This window comes from Sphingomonas prati, from assembly GCF_014643515.1.
GTDB lineage: Bacteria > Pseudomonadota > Alphaproteobacteria > Sphingomonadales > Sphingomonadaceae > Sphingomonas_R > Sphingomonas_R prati.
Window position 1 is genome coordinate 266,627 of the sequence record NZ_BMJP01000001.1, and the last position, 14,758, is coordinate 281,384.

Sequence of the window (14,758 nt, forward strand, 5' to 3'; positions counted from 1 at the left end):
GCACAATGACGAATTTGCGACAGCGGGTAAGTTCGGGGGCTGATTGTTGCACATAAATCACGCCACTTGATATTATCGTGCTTCCCCAAGACCGTCGGTTCCCCGGCGCAGACAGGGTTTAGGCAAGCCCTCGCCTTACCGCGACCCAACAACCGCATCGAACCGCCGCAGCCCGGCTGCGAGGTCCGCAATCAAATCATCCGGATCCTCCAGCCCAATATGCAACCGCACCATCGGCCCCGCCGCATTCCACGCAGTCGCGGTCCGCAACCCCACCGGATCGACCGGGATCGCCAAGCTCTCATACCCGCCCCAGCTATACCCGATCCCGAAATGCACCAGCCCGTCGATCAGCGCTGTCCGCGCCGCATCGTCGCCGCCCGCCAGCACGAACCCGAACAGCCCCGACGCCCCGCTGAAATCGCGCTTCCACACGTCATGGCCCGGACACCCCGGCAACGCCGGATGGATCACCCGCGCGACCTGCGGCTGCTCCGCCAACCAGCGTGCGACCGCCAGCCCGCCCGCCTCATGCTGCCGCATCCGCACCGCTAGTGTGCGAAGCCCCCGGCTGCCCAGGAACGCATCGTCCGGCGCGACATGGATGCCGTACGCATGGACCAGATCGCGCAACCGCTTGAACCGCCCCGGCCCCGCCGTCACCGACCCCAGCATCGCATCCGAATGCCCGACGACATATTTGGTACAGGCCAGCACGGCCAGGTCGACCCCGTGCTCGATCGCCCGGAACAGCAAAGGCGTCGCCCAGGTATTGTCCAACACCGTCGCCACCCCCCGCGCCCGCGCCACCGCGCAGATCGCCGGCACGTCCTGCACCTCGAACGTGAGACTTCCCGGGCTTTCCATCAAAATCGCCGCAGTCCGCTCGCCGATCAGCTCCGCGATCCCCGCGCCGACCATCGGATCGTAGAACCGCGTCGTGATCCCCATCGGGGCCAGCACCGTCCGGCAGAACGACCGCGTCGGCTCATAGGCGCTGTCCACCACCAGCAACTCGTCGCCCGGCTTCAGCACCGACAGGAGCGCCCCCGCCACCGCCGCCACGCCGGACGGGTACAGCATCGTCCCTTCCGCCCCCGGCTCCAGCGCGGTCAGCGCCTCGGCCAGCGCCCACTGCGTCGGCGTGCCCCGCCGTCCGTAATACAGCCCGTCATTCGGCCGCGCAGACGCCGCGCGCAGATCGGCCACGCTGTCGAACAGCACGGTCGACGCGCGCCACACCGCCGGGTTGACGATCCCCTGCGTCCATTCCTTACATCGCCCGCCCTCGACGAGCTGCGTCTGCGCGCCGATCGGCCGCGCGGGATCCACGGGGGCGCTCAGGACACGGCCTTCGGCGTCGTCGAGTCCGCGCCCCATTCGCTCCAACTCCCGTCGTACAACGCCACCTGCCGCGCGCCGAGCAGATGCGCGCCGAACAGCAGTACCGCCGCGGTCACGCCCGACCCGCAGGTCGTCACGATCGGCCGCGCCAGATCGACCCCCGCCTCGTCGAACACCGCCTTCAGCGCGTCACCGCGCTTCCACGTCCCGTCCGCCTCGAACAGCCGGTCGTAGGGAATGTTGACGCTCCCCGGAATATGCCCAGACGCCACGCTCGGCCGCGGATCCGCCTCCGCCCCGCTGAACCGTGCGGCGGAGCGTGCATCGACCACCTGCTCCGCTCCCGACGCCAGATTGTCCTTCATCTGCCCGAGATCGCGCACCGCCGTCTCATCTTGCCGGACGCTCAACCGCCCCGGCTCCGCCTCCTCGCCCCCGGTCGCCAACGGGTGCCCCTCGGCAACCCACGTCGCCAGTCCACCGTCCAGGATCGCCACGTCGCGCACCCCGAACATCCGCAGCATCCACCACGCCCGCGCCGACGTCCGGTGCGGCGCCGCATCGTACAGCACCACCCGCACCCCATCGCCGATCCCAAGCGACCCCATCCGCTCCGCAAACATCGCCGCGGGCGGCACCATGCCCGGCAGCGCGCTGTCCGGATCGGCCAGCCCGCCGAGATCCATGAACACCGCCCCCGGAATATGTCCGGCCGCATACTCCGCAGCCGGATCACGCGCAGGATCGGTCGCGAAATAGGTCGCATCTACGATCCGCAGATCGTCCGCCCCCATCGCGTCCGCCAGCCACTCGGTCGATACCAGCGCGTCCATCTGCGTCTTCCCTCGGTTCGCGGCCACCCTAACCCCCGCCCGCCACCCGTTCAATCGCGCGACGACAATGGTATAGTTGGGCTCCGAAAACCGCTAAGGCCGCACGCATGACACCGCTTCATCTTGGCCAGGCCAGCACGCTCCCTGCATCGCCGGAGGAGGCCGCTCTCGACTATGTTCCGAACCCGCGCGTCGGATCGCTCTATCTCGTCCGGTTCGCGGTGCCCGAGTTCACCTCGCTCTGCCCGGTCACCGGACAGCCCGACTTCGCGCATCTCGTCATCGACTATGCGCCCGGCGACACGATCGTCGAATCGAAATCGCTCAAGCTCTTCCTCGGCAGCTTCCGCAATCACGCCGGCTTCCACGAGGACGTGACGGTCGGCATCGGCCAGCGGCTGTTCGACGAGATGCATCCGCGCTTCCTGCGGATCGGCGGCTACTGGTACCCGCGCGGCGGCATCCCGATCGACGTGTTCTGGCAATCGGGTGCCGTGCCCGAAGGCCTCTGGCTGCCGGATCAGGGCGTCCCGGGCTATCGCGGCCGCGGCTGACGCCCCTGTCGCCGGTCAGATCAGCTTGATTTCGCGGAGCCGCTGCATGAGGTAATCATGCGCGGTGATGCCCTCCGGATACTGGTCCGGCCGCTCCGCACTGATCGTACCGGGCAGCGTGCGGATCATGTAGTCCGGCCGGAAATGCAGGAAGAACGGCATCGAGTAACGCGCGACGCCGCGGCGTTCCGGCGGCGGGTTCATCACGCGGTGCGTCGTCGATCGCAGCACGTTGTTGGTCAGCCGCTGCAGCATGTCACCGACATTGACGACCAACTCCCCCGCGCCGATCGCAACCGACATCCAGTCGCCGTCCTTCTTCTGCAACTGCAGCCCGGCCTCCTCGGCGCCCAGCAGCAGCGTGATCGTGTTGATGTCCTCATGCGCGCCCGCCCGGATGCTCGGGCTGTCCGCGCCGATCGGCGGATAGTGCAGCAGGCGCAGCACCGAATTGCCGTCGCGCACCGTATCGACGAAGAAGTCCGGATCGAGCTTCAGATACAACGCGATCGCGGAAAGGATCCGCGCCCCGGCCGCATCGAACGCGGCGAAGATCGCCAGCATCGCGTCGCGGAAGTCGCTGACCTCGACCGGCCAGACGTTCGGCGGCATCTGCGCGCTGAACGGATGCCCCGCGACCAGCTCGCGCCCGACATGCCAGAATTCTTTCAGGTCGACCGCAGTCGCATCCTTCGCCGTCTCGATCCCGAACGGCGTCAGCCCGCGCGCCCCGCCGGTGCCGGGAATATGATACTGCCGCTTCACATTCTCGGGCAGCGCAAAGAACGCCTTCGCCGCCGTCTCCGCACGCGCGATGATCGCCGCATCGATCCCGTGATCGCGCACGACCGCGAAGCCATAGGTCTCGAACGACCGCCCCAGCGCATCGGCGAAACGCTGCGGATCGGTGCTGCTGTCGGTCAGCGAAAGCGATGCGATCGCGTCGGTGGTGGTCGTCGGTTCGATTTCGGTAATCATCGCGGTCCTGTCCTGCTTTCCTTCCAGATAAGCCATCCCGCCCGAACCACCAACCGGGCGTGATGCCTCATCCCTTGAACAATCCGCCCAGCAGTCCGCGGAACAGCTGCGCGCCGAACCGCCCGGCCACCTGCCGCCCGACCGACGACGCGGCGGACCGCGCCGCGGACTGCACCATCTTGTCCACCATCGTCGGCCGCGCCGCTTCGCGTTCCGCCGCAATCCGCGCGCGTTCCTCGGCCTTCGCCTGTGCCGCCTCCGCACGGGCCGCCGCCCGATCGGCGACCTGCGCCAGCCGCGCGTCGTCCTTCTCGCGCGCCGCATCCAGCTTCGCCTGCGCCGCCTGCTCGCGCGCGGCCGCGGCATCGGCCGCCGCCCGCTCGACCGCCGCCTCTGCATCGCCCGCCTTGGCCGCCAGCATCTCGGCCGCACTTTCGCGGTCGATCGCCTCGTCATACTTGCCCGCATAGGGCGACACCGACACCAGCAGCGCGCGTTCCTTGTCGGTCACCGGCCCAAGCCGCGACCCCGGCGGCGCGACCAGCGTCCGTGCCACCGGGCTCGGCGATCCGTCCGGCAGCAACATCGACACCAGTGCCTCGCCGACCTTCAGCTCGGTGATCGCGGTCGCGACATCGACGCCAGGGCTTGCCCGGAACGTCTCCGCCGCGGCGCGCACCGCCTTCTGGTCCCGCGCCGTGAACGCGCGCAACGCATGCTGCATACGGTTGCCCAGCTGCCCGGCGACGTCGTCCGGCACGTCGATCGGGTTCTGCGTCACGAAATAGACGCCCACCCCCTTCGACCGCACCAGTCGCACGACCTGTTCGATCGTATCGATCAGCGCGGGCGGGGCGGCATCGAACAGCAGATGCGCCTCGTCGAAAAAGAACACGAGCACCGGCTTGTCCGGATCGCCGATCTCCGGCAGCGTCTCGAACAGTTCGGACAGCAGCCACAGCAGGAACGTCGCGTACAGCCGCGGGCTCGCCATCAGGCTGTCGGCGGCGAGCACATTGATATTGCCGCGGCCATTCTCGTCCACCGCAATGAAGTCGTGAATGTCGAGCGCGGGCTCGCCGAAGAACGCGTCGCCACCCTGCGACTCCAGCTGCAACAACTGCCGCTGGATCGCGCCCACGCTCTGCCGCGTGACATTCCCATATTTCGCGGTCAGTTCCGCCGCATTCTCGGCGATATGCGCCAGCATCGCCTGCAGGTCCGCCAGGTCGAGCAGCAGCATCCCGCCCTCATCCGCCACGCGGAATGCGATCGCCAGCACACCCTCCTGCACCGCATTCAGGTCCATCAGCCGCGCGAGCAGGATCGGCCCCATTTCCGACACCGTGGTGCGGATCGGGTGCCCCTGCTTCCCGAACAGGTCCCAGAACACGACTGGATTTGGGGCATAGGCCCAGTCGGTCAGCCCGATCTCGGCCGCCCGCGCTGCCAGCGTCGCATGCATCGGCGTCGCGGCGGACCCGGCCATCGCGATCCCGCTCAGGTCGCCCTTCACGTCGGACACGAACACCGGCACGCCGGCCTGCGAGAATTGCTCCGCGATCGTTTGCAGCGTCACGGTCTTGCCCGTGCCCGTCGCACCGGCGATCAGCCCGTGCCGGTTCGCGCGCTTGAGGTTCATCACCTGCCGCACCCCGTCTGCCGATGCCCCGATCAGGATCTCGCCGTCCGCCATCGCTTGCCCTCCTCATGCAAACACCCCCTCTCCGCGTGGAAAGGGGGTGCTCATCTTTTGTCCGGTTCTAGGACCGGTTTATTTCTTCGCGAGTTCCACGCCTAGGTAGCGCGGCGGCGTCGCCTGACGCTGGACCAGCATCAACACGCTCGGCCGGCCGGCGGCCTTGGCGGCGTTTACCGCAGCGATCACCTCCTGGATGGTCGTCGTCGGCTTCTGGTTGATCGACAGGATCACGTCGCCGCGGGCAAGACCCTGCGATGCCGCGTTGCTCGACGGATCGACCGCGGAGATCACCACACCACGCACCCCGGTTGGCAGACCGATCGAGCGCCCGATCTCCGGCGTCAGCGCCTGCAGACTGAGGCCGAGCGACGCACGCGTCGGCTGGGCCTGCGGCGTCGAAGGATCGGAATCATCATCGTCGTTCAGCCCCTGGCCCGAACCAGCCGAGGCCAGCTGGTCCTCGGGCGGACGCTCGCCGATCACCGCGGTCACGGTCGTGCGCTGGCCATTGCGGATCAGTTCGATCGGCACGCGGCTGCCGATCGGCAGGTTCGCGACGGTGTAGCTCAGCGTGCTGTCCGGCGTGATCTCGGTGCCACCGATCTTCACGACCACGTCACCCTGACGGATGCCGGCACGAGCGGCGGCATAGCCCGGCTCGACCGAACGGATCAGCTCGCCGACATTCTTCGGCAGACCGAGCGACTCGGCGATGTTGTCGTCGATCGGCTGGATGCCCACGCCCAGATAGCCGCGGCGCACCCGCTTGCCGGCGCGCAGCGCATCGACGATCGGCTTGGCTTCCTCAGCTGGGATCGCGAAGCCGATGCCGACATTGCCGCCGGTCGGTGAATAGATCGCGGTGTTGATGCCGATCACGTTGCCGTTAAGGTCGAACATCGGGCCGCCGGAATTGCCCTGGTTGATCGACGCGTCGGTCTGGATGTACCGATCATTGGCGCTGCCCGTGCCGATCCCGCGGTGCAGTGCCGAGACGATGCCCGCGGTCACGGTCGAACCGAGCCCGAACGGGTTGCCGATCGCCACGACCCAGTCGCCGATCCGCGCCCGCTTCGAATCACCGAACTGCACGAACGGCAGGCCGCGCGCCTCGATCTTCAGCACCGCCAGGTCGGAATTGACGTCGCGGCCAACGACCTTGGCGACATATTCCTTGCGATCCGGCAGCGTGACGGTGATCGACGACACGACCGACGTCGTGCCCTGGCCGGCCGCATCGCGCCCGCCCGAAATTACATGGTTGTTGGTCACGATATAACCGTCGTCCGATACGATGAAGCCGGAGCCCAGCGAAGTCGCCTCGCGCGTCTGCGGACGGCCACCGTCGCCCGGCGCGCCGCCCTGGCCGCCGAACTGCTTAAAGAAATCCTCGAAAGGGCTGCCGGCGAACGGGTTCGACTGGTTCCCGCGCAGCGAGACCTGCTGCGTGGTGGAGATGTTGACCACCGCGGGCTGCAACTTGGCGGCCAGATCAGCGAAGCTCATCGGCGCGCCGGGTCGCGGCGCCACGGCGGGCACGGTGCCCGGTGCGTTCTGCGCGACCTGCGCGCCGAGCGGCTGGTTTACGACGAGTGTGGCCGTCGCACCGCCGGCAAGCATGGCGGCAGTGATGGCATAGGCGTAACGCACGATCGCAATCCTCCTCAGGGAGTCAGTTTCCGCCTTGTGGCACCGGGCGGACAGCGTGTCGCTGCCGTTTCCCGGATGAACGGTGTTTGAACGACGGGCCGATGGACGGCCCGCCCGACGGATCAGGGGCGCCGGCCCCGGAACTGACGAAGATACTCGTTTTCGGGCGACAGCACCATCGACGTTCCACCGGTCGCGCCGCTGCCGTCCGTCCCGAAGGTGTGGCGATAGGACTGCATGGCGCGGTAGAAATCGTAAAAATCCGGGTCGCGGTTGAATGAGTTGGCATAGACCCGAGACGCATCGGCGTCGGCTTGCGCCGTAATCAACTGCGCCTGCTTCTGGCCCTCGGCCCGGATCGACCGCGCCTCCTGCTCACGCGCCGACCGCATCCGCTGATACGCGCTCTCCAGCGGCGTACCGTCGGGCAGGTCGGCGCGCTTGATCCGCACATCGACGATCTCGGCACCATATTGCGCCGCGACGATGTTCAGCCGCGCCTGGATATTGTCCATCAGCTGGCCACGCTCCGGGCTGAGCAACGCCACGAACGACCGCCGCCCGAGCTCGTTGCGCAGCGAAGACGCTAGGATCGGACGCAACGCATCCGAAACTCGCTTCTCGTCGCCACGTGCGCGCAGATACATGCGCAGCGGATCGACGATCCGGTACCGCGCGAACGCATCGACCTCCAACCGCAACTGGTCAGTCGACAGGACCGACTGACGCGGCATGTCGAAATCGAGCACGCGCTTGTCGATCCAGACGATCTGCTCGAGGAACGGCCAGCGTGCGACGAGGCCCGCTCCTGTCTGCCCGAACGGACGGCCCGGCACATAGCCGTTGATCACCCGGTTGGGTTTGCCGAGCCGCACGACGAGGCCCTGCCGTGTCTCCGGCACCACTGCGAATACCGAAGCAGCGACGATCAGTGCCAAAACCAGTGCGATCGCCCAGCTGATCGGATTGCGGAACAGGTTGGTCACGGGGTTCACTGCGCAGGCCCTTCCTGAATCGCGGGCGCGGCGGGCGCCGTGGGCGTCGTTGCCGGGCGCGGCAACTGGTTCAGCGGCAGGTAGGACGTGACACCCGGCGTCTCCACCACGGTCTTGTCGGTCTTGGCCAACACATCCTCCATCGTCTCGTAATACATGCGCTTGCGCGTCACTTCAGGAGCCAGGCGATACTGGTCGTACACCTTGTCGAACGCACCCGCCTCGCCCTGCGCCTTCGCGGTCAGCTGAAGCGCATAGGCGCGCGCATTGTTGAGGTAGCTCTGCACCTCCTGCTGGGCAGCCGACACGTCCTTGAACGCGGCCACGACGGCGGCGGGCGGATCGGCCTGCTTGATCGCGACGCCCTGGATCAGCACGCCGGCCTTGTACCCGTCGAGGATCGCCTGGACACGCTGCTGCACACGGCCCTCGATCTGGCTGCGCTGCGGCCCGATCGCGTCGTTCAGCGTCACGCGTGCGATCTCGGCCCGCATCGCGCTCTCGGCAACTTCGCGGATCGTGTCGTCCGGATCGGCCAGCTCGAACAGGTAAAGTTCCGGATCGCGGATGTTCCAGCGCACCGAATAGGCCAGGTCAATGATGTTCTGGTCGCCGGTTACCATCAGGTTCTGCGCACCGCCCGCGGCGGCACCGCTCGTGTCCGACGCGTCGATGTTGATCTCGCGGATTTCGTCGACCGAAACCTTCGTCACGCGATCGATCGGCGCGGGCAGCGTGAAGCCGACACCCGGCGACATCGTCGTCACATATTTGCCGAACCGCGTCACCACGCCGCGCTGCTGCGCGCCGACCTGGTGAAACGACGTCGTCACGATCCACAGCAGCACGATGGCCGCCGCCACCAAAGTCCAGACCTTGCGCCCCTGCGGCGTCGGCAGGCCATTGTTGAATCCCTGCCGTCCGCGACGGAGCAGTTCGTCGAGCGCGGTCGGCCCGTTCGGCCCCTTGCCGCCATTCCCGCCGCCGGACGGGCGCTTGCGCGGTGGCTGGTCCCACGGGTTGCGCGGGCCAAGGCCGCCGTCGCCGCCCTTGCCGCCATCACCACCCTTGCCGCCATCACCACCCTTGCCGCCGTCGCCCTTGCCGCCGCCGGAGCCGCCACCCGGGGCTCCACCGCCCCATGGGCCGCCGCCCGCCTCGTTCAAAAGGCTGCGCCCCGGTATTTGTCCGCCTGCTGTGTCGCTCATCCATTCTTTATAGGTGTCCGCCCGGGGAAAAACAGTGGCAACGCTGCCTATGGGCCTTATGTCCATCATATGCAGTCTCCCGCCGATCCCACCGACCGTCTCGCCCACGCCTTGGATCTGGTCGTCGACCCGGCGTCCGGCCGCGGCCTCATCGCCGCCGCCCGTGCGGCCGCACCGCGCATGACCGGCACGACCGCCAGCGTGATCCTCGACGTCACCGGCTACAGCGACGCGGACCGCACCGCCGTCGAAGATCACATCCGCGCTGCCCTGCTCGCGGTCCCCGGCGTCGCGACCGTCCGTGTCGCCATGACCGCGGAGAAGAAGACCCGCCGCATCATCGCGATCGGCAGCGGCAAGGGCGGCGTCGGCAAGTCCACTTTGTCCGCCAACGTCGCGGTGGCACTTGCCCGGCGCGGCGTGAAGGTCGGGCTGGTCGATGCGGACATTTACGGCCCGTCGCAGCCGCAACTGATGAACGCCGCAGACCGGAAGGCCACCGCACTCGACAAGTGGCTCAACCCGGTGCCCACCGAATACGGCGTCCCGATGCTGTCGATGGGCCAGCTCGTCGAACCCGGCCGCGCGATCGCCTGGCGCGGGCCGATGGTCGGCGGTGCGCTCGGCCAGCTCGTCGATGCCGACTGGGGCGATATCGACGTCCTGATCCTCGATCTGCCGCCCGGCACCGGCGACGTGCAGCTCAGCATGATCTCGAAGCACAAACCGGCCGGCGCGGTCATCGTCTCGACGCCGCAGGACCTGGCGCTGATCGACGCCACCCGGGCGATCGACCTGTTCCGTCAGGCGTCGGTGCCGCTCATCGGTCTCGTCGAAAACATGTCCGGCTACATCTGCCCGCATTGCGGCGAAGGTTCCGACCCGTTCGGTCGCGGCGGTGCGGAGGCGGCCGCCGCCTCATTGGCGCTGCCGTTCCTTGGCCGCGTGCCGCTCGACATCGCGATCCGCACCGCGTCCGATGCGGGCACCCCGCCGGCCGCCGGCGACGGACCCGAGGCCGCCGCATTCCTGGCCATCGCGGACCGCATCGCCGACTGGCTGACCCAACCGGCGGCGCTCGCGCCCACTATCTGACGGAGACCGGCATGCCCCTGACATCCAACGACGACATCGCGGCTCTCCTGCGCGAAACCCGCACCATCGCGATGATCGGCGCATCCGACCGCCCGGATCGGCCGAGCTACGGCGTGGGGCAGTTCCTGACCCACCACGGCTACCGCGTGATCCCCGTCAATCCGCAGATCACCGGCGAACATGTCCACGGCGAATATGTCTGGCGCGAACTGGCGCAGATCGGCGAGCCGATCGACATGGTCGACATCTTCCGCAAGTCGGCGGACGCCGGCGCCGCGATCGACCAGGCGATCGCCGCCGGTGCGAAATCGGTCTGGCTGCAACTCGGCGTGCAAGACGATGCCGGCGTTGCCCGTGCCGAAGCGGCTGGGCTGAAGGTCGTCGTCGATCGCTGCCCGAAGATCGAAATCGCGCGGCTCGGACTGCCACCGGTGTCCGAGACATAATCGTCCTGATATAGGTTGTTACTTGGCGATATTGGTGAACACTTCGTCAATATGGCCCGTTGGGGCATCTCTTGTGGTGAAACGCCGCATCGGATGGAGACGAACCATGTTCAAGCCCGCACTGATCCTCGCCGCGCTCGTCGCGACTCCCGCCCTTGCCCAGGCACCAGAGACTCCCGCCACCTTCGTCATGAAGGCCGGCGCCGGCGATCTGTACGAAAAGCAGTCCAGCCAGATCGTCCTGAAATCGACGAAGAATGCCGGTGTGCGCAAGTTCGCGCAGATGATGATCACCGACCACGGCAAGACGACCGCGACCGTCATGGCCGCCGCCAAGACCGCCGGCATCCGCCCCGCCCCGCCGAAGCTCGACGCCCCGAAGGCGCAGATAATCGCCGACCTGAACGGTGCCACCGGCCCGGCCCGCGATGCAATGTATCTGCAGCAGCAGGCGACCGCGCATCAGGAAGCACTCGCGCTGCATCAGGGTTACAGCACGTCCGGCACGCAGCCCGCGCTGAAGGCCGCCGCCACCAAGGCCGTGCCGATCGTCCAGCACCACATCGAAATGATTTCGGCCATCAAGCCGAGCTGATCTTCCCACAAGAAACGCCGGGTCGCACAACGACCCGGCGTTTCAACTTACAGACCGTTGGTCCTGAGTAGGGACTGAGCGAAGTCGAAGGCCGTATCGACGGACCAGTTCGTCGCCGGACGCTGATCCTACCGAGCTACCGAGCTACCGAGCTACCGCCGCAGTCGCGCGCGGCCCCAGATGTGCCACCGCCGCGGCATGGATCCCCGGCACCGCCGCGATACACCCGAACGCCTCGCCCTTGGTCGAGTTATAGCGCAGCGGATCACCGAACCCGTCGGTCACCACCGCCCCCGCCTCCTGCGCGATCAGCGCGGCGGCCGCGATGTCCCATTCATGTCCCCAGCGCAGCGTCGCGACCAGGTCCGCCTCGTCCGCCGCCACCATCGCGATCCGGAGCGCGATCGAATTCGGCCGCTCCACCATCGTCAGCTCGCGGTCCGCCCGCGGCAAGGCCTCCGCCGGCGTCCGCGCACCCACCAGCTCTGTCCGCCCACCGGCCCGCAACGCCACACCGTTCCGCGTCGCCCCGTGCCCGCGCACCGCCGACCAGCGCTCGCCCCGCACCGGCGCATCGAGCACGCCCAACACGACATTCCCGCCCTCGACCAGCGCGATCGACACAGCCCAGCCCGGCCGCCCGCGCAGATAGTCGCGCGTCCCGTCGATCGGATCGACCACCCACGTCCGGACCCCCATCAACCGCTCGGCATTGTCGACCGTTTCCTCGGAAAGCCAGCCCGCCTCCGGGTCGATCTCGCGCAGTCGCGCGCGCACCATCGCATCGACGGCCAGATCGACGTCGCACACCGGGTGGCCGGGCTCCTTCTCCCACCGGTTGTACCCGCCGCCGAAGCTCGCCATGGCGATCCGCCCGGCCTCCGCCGCGACCTTGGCGACCGCGTCGATCAGCCGGTCAGGCACCCGCCACCGTCATGCCCTCGATCCGCACCGTCGGCGCGTTGCTTCCGCCGCGGAACACCAGGTCGGACGCCGGCACAAGTTCGCGGTACATCGTCTTGAGATTGCCCGCGATCGTGATCTCCGCCACCGGCTCCGCCAGCTTGCCGTCGCGGATCGCGAAGCCCGCCGCACCCCGGCTGTAATCACCGGTCAACCCGTTGACCCCGCTCCCGATCAGCTCGATCACCCACACACCCAGCGCGATGTCCGCGATCAGTTCCTCGACCGACAACGTCCCCGCCGCCAGATGCAAATTCGTTGTCCCCGCCCCCGGCGACCCGCCGATCCCGCGGCTCGCATGGCCGGTCGGCTGGATCCCGAGCTGCCGCGCGGACGCGGAGTCGGCGATCCACCCGGTCAGCCGCCCGTCCGCCACGATCTCGCTCCGCGCAGTCGGCAGCCCCTCGCCATCGAACGGCCGCGACCGCAGCCCGCGCACTCGGTGCGGATCGTCGATCACGCTGATCCCCGGCGCGAACAGCTGCGTCCCCATCGCGTCCAGCAGGAAACTCGTCCGCCGCGCGATCGCCGACCCGGTGATCGCGCCGATCAGCGGACCGAGCAGCCCGGCGCTGACCCGCGGATCGAACACCACCGGCATCCGCCCCGACGGCAGCTGCACCGGGTTCAGCCGCGCCGTCGCCCGCTCGCCCGCGCGCCGTCCGATCGTGTCGGCCGCCTCCAGGTCCGCCAGATGCCGCGCGCTGTGGCTGGCATAGTCGCGCTGCATCGCGCCGCCCGCCCCCGCAATCACGCTGGCCGAACAGCCATAGGCCGTCGTAGTGTATTCGCGCGCGAACCCGGTCGAGGTCGCCAGCGCGATCGTCGCCCGGCTGGCACTCGCCCCCGCGCCCTCGCTGTTCGTGACGCCCGGCAGCGCCCGCGCGATCTCCTCGGCCTCCAGCGCGCGTGCCTTCAGCTCGGCCGGGCCGGCCCCGCCGCCATCGTCGATATCGACATCGGGCACCGTCCCGGTTGCGAGCAACTCGGCCGGCGCCAGCCCAGCGTTGGGGTCCTCCGGGGCCTCCCGCGCCATCGCAACCGCCCGCTCGACCAGCGCACGCATCGCATCGGCCGACAGGTCGGATGACGACACGCTCGCCGACCGCCGCCCGACGAACAGCCGCAACCCGATCTCCTCGCCGTCCGACCGCTGCACATCGTCGAGTTTGCCGAGCCGCACCGACACCTGCGTCGAGGCATCGCGCACATAGAGGACGTCGGCACTGTCGGCACCGGCCGCAACGGCATCGGCAACGAGATCGGCGGCACGCGCCGCGGCGGAAGAGGATGTCAGCATGATTGACATCTAGGGCTGCGGCGGCCCCGGCGAAAGGGCCGTCCCGGCTAGCGCGCGCTGCCCACCACCAGGCAGGCCAGGAACATCAGCAGCCCGGCAAAGCGGTTCGACCGGAACTTCGCCAGCGCATCGCCACCGTCCGCGGGTTTCAGCGACACGACCTGCGCCATCAGATGCAGCGCGACCGGCGCCAGCGCGAGCAACGCCAGCCCCTGCGGCCGGACCTGCCAGATCGCCACGCACCATGCCGCCACCGCGACGGCATAGAAGATCGCGATCCCCGCCCGCGCGTGGCCGCCGAGCGCCCGCGCGCTGGACCTTACGCCTGCAATCTGGTCGTCCTCGATATCCTGCAACGCATAGATTGTGTCGTACCCGATTACCCACGCGATCGACCCGGCATAAAGCCATACCAGCGCCGGCGCGAACGTCCCCGTCGCCGCGGGCCACCCCACCAGCGCGGCCCAGCTGAACACGATCCCCAGCCACGCCTGCGGCCACCACGTAATCCGCTTCATGAACGGATAGGCTGCCACCGCCCCCAGGCTCGCCACCGCGGTGATCGCCGCGGTTAGGTTCAGCTGCATCAGCACGACCAGCCCGACCGCACACAGCAGCACCAGCCAGATCCACGCCGCCCGCACCGAAACCTGCCCGCTCGGCAATGGCCGGTTGCGCGTCCGCTCGACCTGCGCATCCAGGTCGCGGTCGACGATATCGTTATAGACGCACCCCGCCCCGCGCATCGCGAACGCACCGAGCAGGAACCACAGGATCAGGTCGACCCGCGCCCACCCCGCCCCCGCCAGCGCGATCGCCCACGCCCCCGGCCAGAACAGCAACCACCCCCCGATCGGCCGATCGAACCGCGCCAGCAACCAGAACGGCCGGATCGCAGCAGGCAGCAACCGCACGAAACCACGCTGCTCGCTATCGGGGGTAATGTCTGTCGTCATTAGGAGGCCTTACCTGTCCGGAAGAGCCGAACAAAGCCCCCTCCCCCCCACCGGGGGGAGGGTACGGTGGGGGGCGTCACTGGGTGAAACGCATGTGGGATAAGTCCCGTCCAGCCTAAGCCCCCCACCGTACCCTCCC

General features: G+C 68.3%; 14 protein-coding genes. 4 read left to right on the forward strand and 10 right to left on the reverse strand.

Going from position 1 to position 14,758, the window contains the following annotated elements:
• Nucleotides 1-135: 135 nt before the first annotated feature.
• Both metC and sseA read right to left on the reverse strand, forming a co-directional pair.
• Nucleotides 136-1,380, reverse strand: a complete 1,245-nt coding sequence (gene metC, locus IEX50_RS01230) for a cystathionine beta-lyase (RefSeq protein WP_157177639.1) — start codon at nucleotides 1,378-1,380, stop codon at nucleotides 136-138.
• Nucleotides 1,341-2,177 (reverse strand): 3-mercaptopyruvate sulfurtransferase, encoded by an 837-nt coding sequence (gene sseA, locus IEX50_RS01235; protein ID WP_157177640.1) that lies wholly within the window; start codon nucleotides 2,175-2,177, stop codon nucleotides 1,341-1,343. Before sseA ends, metC begins: the two co-directional genes overlap by 40 nt.
• 107 nt (nucleotides 2,178-2,284) lie before the next feature.
• Here sseA and queF point away from each other — a divergent pair, with 107 nt between their 5' ends.
• Nucleotides 2,285-2,731, forward strand: a complete 447-nt coding sequence (queF, locus tag IEX50_RS01240) for a preQ(1) synthase (RefSeq protein ID WP_157177641.1) — start codon at nucleotides 2,285-2,287, stop codon at nucleotides 2,729-2,731.
• A gap of 15 nt (nucleotides 2,732-2,746) precedes the next feature.
• On the opposite strand, the gene IEX50_RS01245 is transcribed toward queF, so the two are convergent.
• The 5 genes from IEX50_RS01245 to hflK all read right to left on the reverse strand — a co-directional run bounded on the left by IEX50_RS01245 (nucleotide 2,747) and on the right by hflK (nucleotide 9,264).
• Complete coding sequence (locus IEX50_RS01245; RefSeq protein ID WP_229673752.1) at nucleotides 2,747-3,709, reverse strand: isopenicillin N synthase family dioxygenase; 963 nt, start codon at nucleotides 3,707-3,709, stop codon at nucleotides 2,747-2,749.
• A gap of 67 nt (nucleotides 3,710-3,776) precedes the next feature.
• The gene (locus IEX50_RS01250; RefSeq protein ID WP_157177643.1) at nucleotides 3,777-5,405 is read right to left on the reverse strand and encodes a helicase HerA-like domain-containing protein; all 1,629 of its coding nucleotides are present in this window, start codon (nucleotides 5,403-5,405) and stop codon (nucleotides 3,777-3,779) included.
• Between the two features lie 78 nt (nucleotides 5,406-5,483).
• Entirely contained in the window at nucleotides 5,484-7,061 is a 1,578-nt protein-coding gene (locus IEX50_RS01255; RefSeq protein ID WP_157177644.1) for a Do family serine endopeptidase, read from the reverse strand.
• A 122-nt stretch (nucleotides 7,062-7,183) separates the two neighbouring features.
• Nucleotides 7,184-8,047, reverse strand: a complete 864-nt coding sequence (hflC, locus tag IEX50_RS01260; protein WP_157177685.1) for a protease modulator HflC — start codon at nucleotides 8,045-8,047, stop codon at nucleotides 7,184-7,186.
• Nucleotides 8,048-8,052: 5 nt separating this feature from the next.
• The gene (gene hflK, locus IEX50_RS01265; RefSeq protein WP_157177645.1) at nucleotides 8,053-9,264 is read right to left on the reverse strand and encodes an FtsH protease activity modulator HflK; all 1,212 of its coding nucleotides are present in this window, start codon (nucleotides 9,262-9,264) and stop codon (nucleotides 8,053-8,055) included.
• Between the two features lie 69 nt (nucleotides 9,265-9,333).
• Here hflK and IEX50_RS01270 point away from each other — a divergent pair, with 69 nt between their 5' ends.
• The 3 genes from IEX50_RS01270 (at nucleotide 9,334) to IEX50_RS01280 (ending at nucleotide 11,400) form a co-directional block, all read left to right on the forward strand.
• Nucleotides 9,334-10,359 (forward strand): Mrp/NBP35 family ATP-binding protein, encoded by a 1,026-nt coding sequence (locus IEX50_RS01270; protein WP_157177646.1) that lies wholly within the window; start codon nucleotides 9,334-9,336, stop codon nucleotides 10,357-10,359.
• A gap of 11 nt (nucleotides 10,360-10,370) precedes the next feature.
• On the forward strand, nucleotides 10,371-10,805 hold the full coding sequence (locus IEX50_RS01275) for a CoA-binding protein (protein ID WP_157177647.1): 435 nt from the start codon (nucleotides 10,371-10,373) through the stop codon (nucleotides 10,803-10,805).
• A gap of 106 nt (nucleotides 10,806-10,911) precedes the next feature.
• On the forward strand, nucleotides 10,912-11,400 hold the full coding sequence (locus tag IEX50_RS01280) for a DUF4142 domain-containing protein (RefSeq protein WP_157177648.1): 489 nt from the start codon (nucleotides 10,912-10,914) through the stop codon (nucleotides 11,398-11,400).
• Nucleotides 11,401-11,544: 144 nt separating this feature from the next.
• Here the strand turns inward: IEX50_RS01280 and IEX50_RS01285 are convergent, their stop codons facing one another.
• From IEX50_RS01285 to ubiA, 3 genes are read right to left on the reverse strand one after another with little or no spacing between them, the layout of a single operon-like run.
• On the reverse strand, nucleotides 11,545-12,324 hold the full coding sequence (locus IEX50_RS01285) for a 3'(2'),5'-bisphosphate nucleotidase CysQ (protein ID WP_157177649.1): 780 nt from the start codon (nucleotides 12,322-12,324) through the stop codon (nucleotides 11,545-11,547).
• Nucleotides 12,317-13,663, reverse strand: coding sequence for a TldD/PmbA family protein (locus IEX50_RS01290; RefSeq protein WP_157177650.1), 1,347 nt, complete (start codon nucleotides 13,661-13,663; stop codon nucleotides 12,317-12,319). Before IEX50_RS01290 ends, IEX50_RS01285 begins: the two co-directional genes overlap by 8 nt.
• A 47-nt stretch (nucleotides 13,664-13,710) precedes the next feature.
• Nucleotides 13,711-14,619: a 4-hydroxybenzoate octaprenyltransferase gene (gene ubiA / locus IEX50_RS01295; RefSeq protein ID WP_157177651.1), complete on the reverse strand. Its 909-nt coding sequence runs from the start codon at nucleotides 14,617-14,619 to the stop codon at nucleotides 13,711-13,713.
• Nucleotides 14,620-14,758 lie beyond the last annotated feature (139 nt).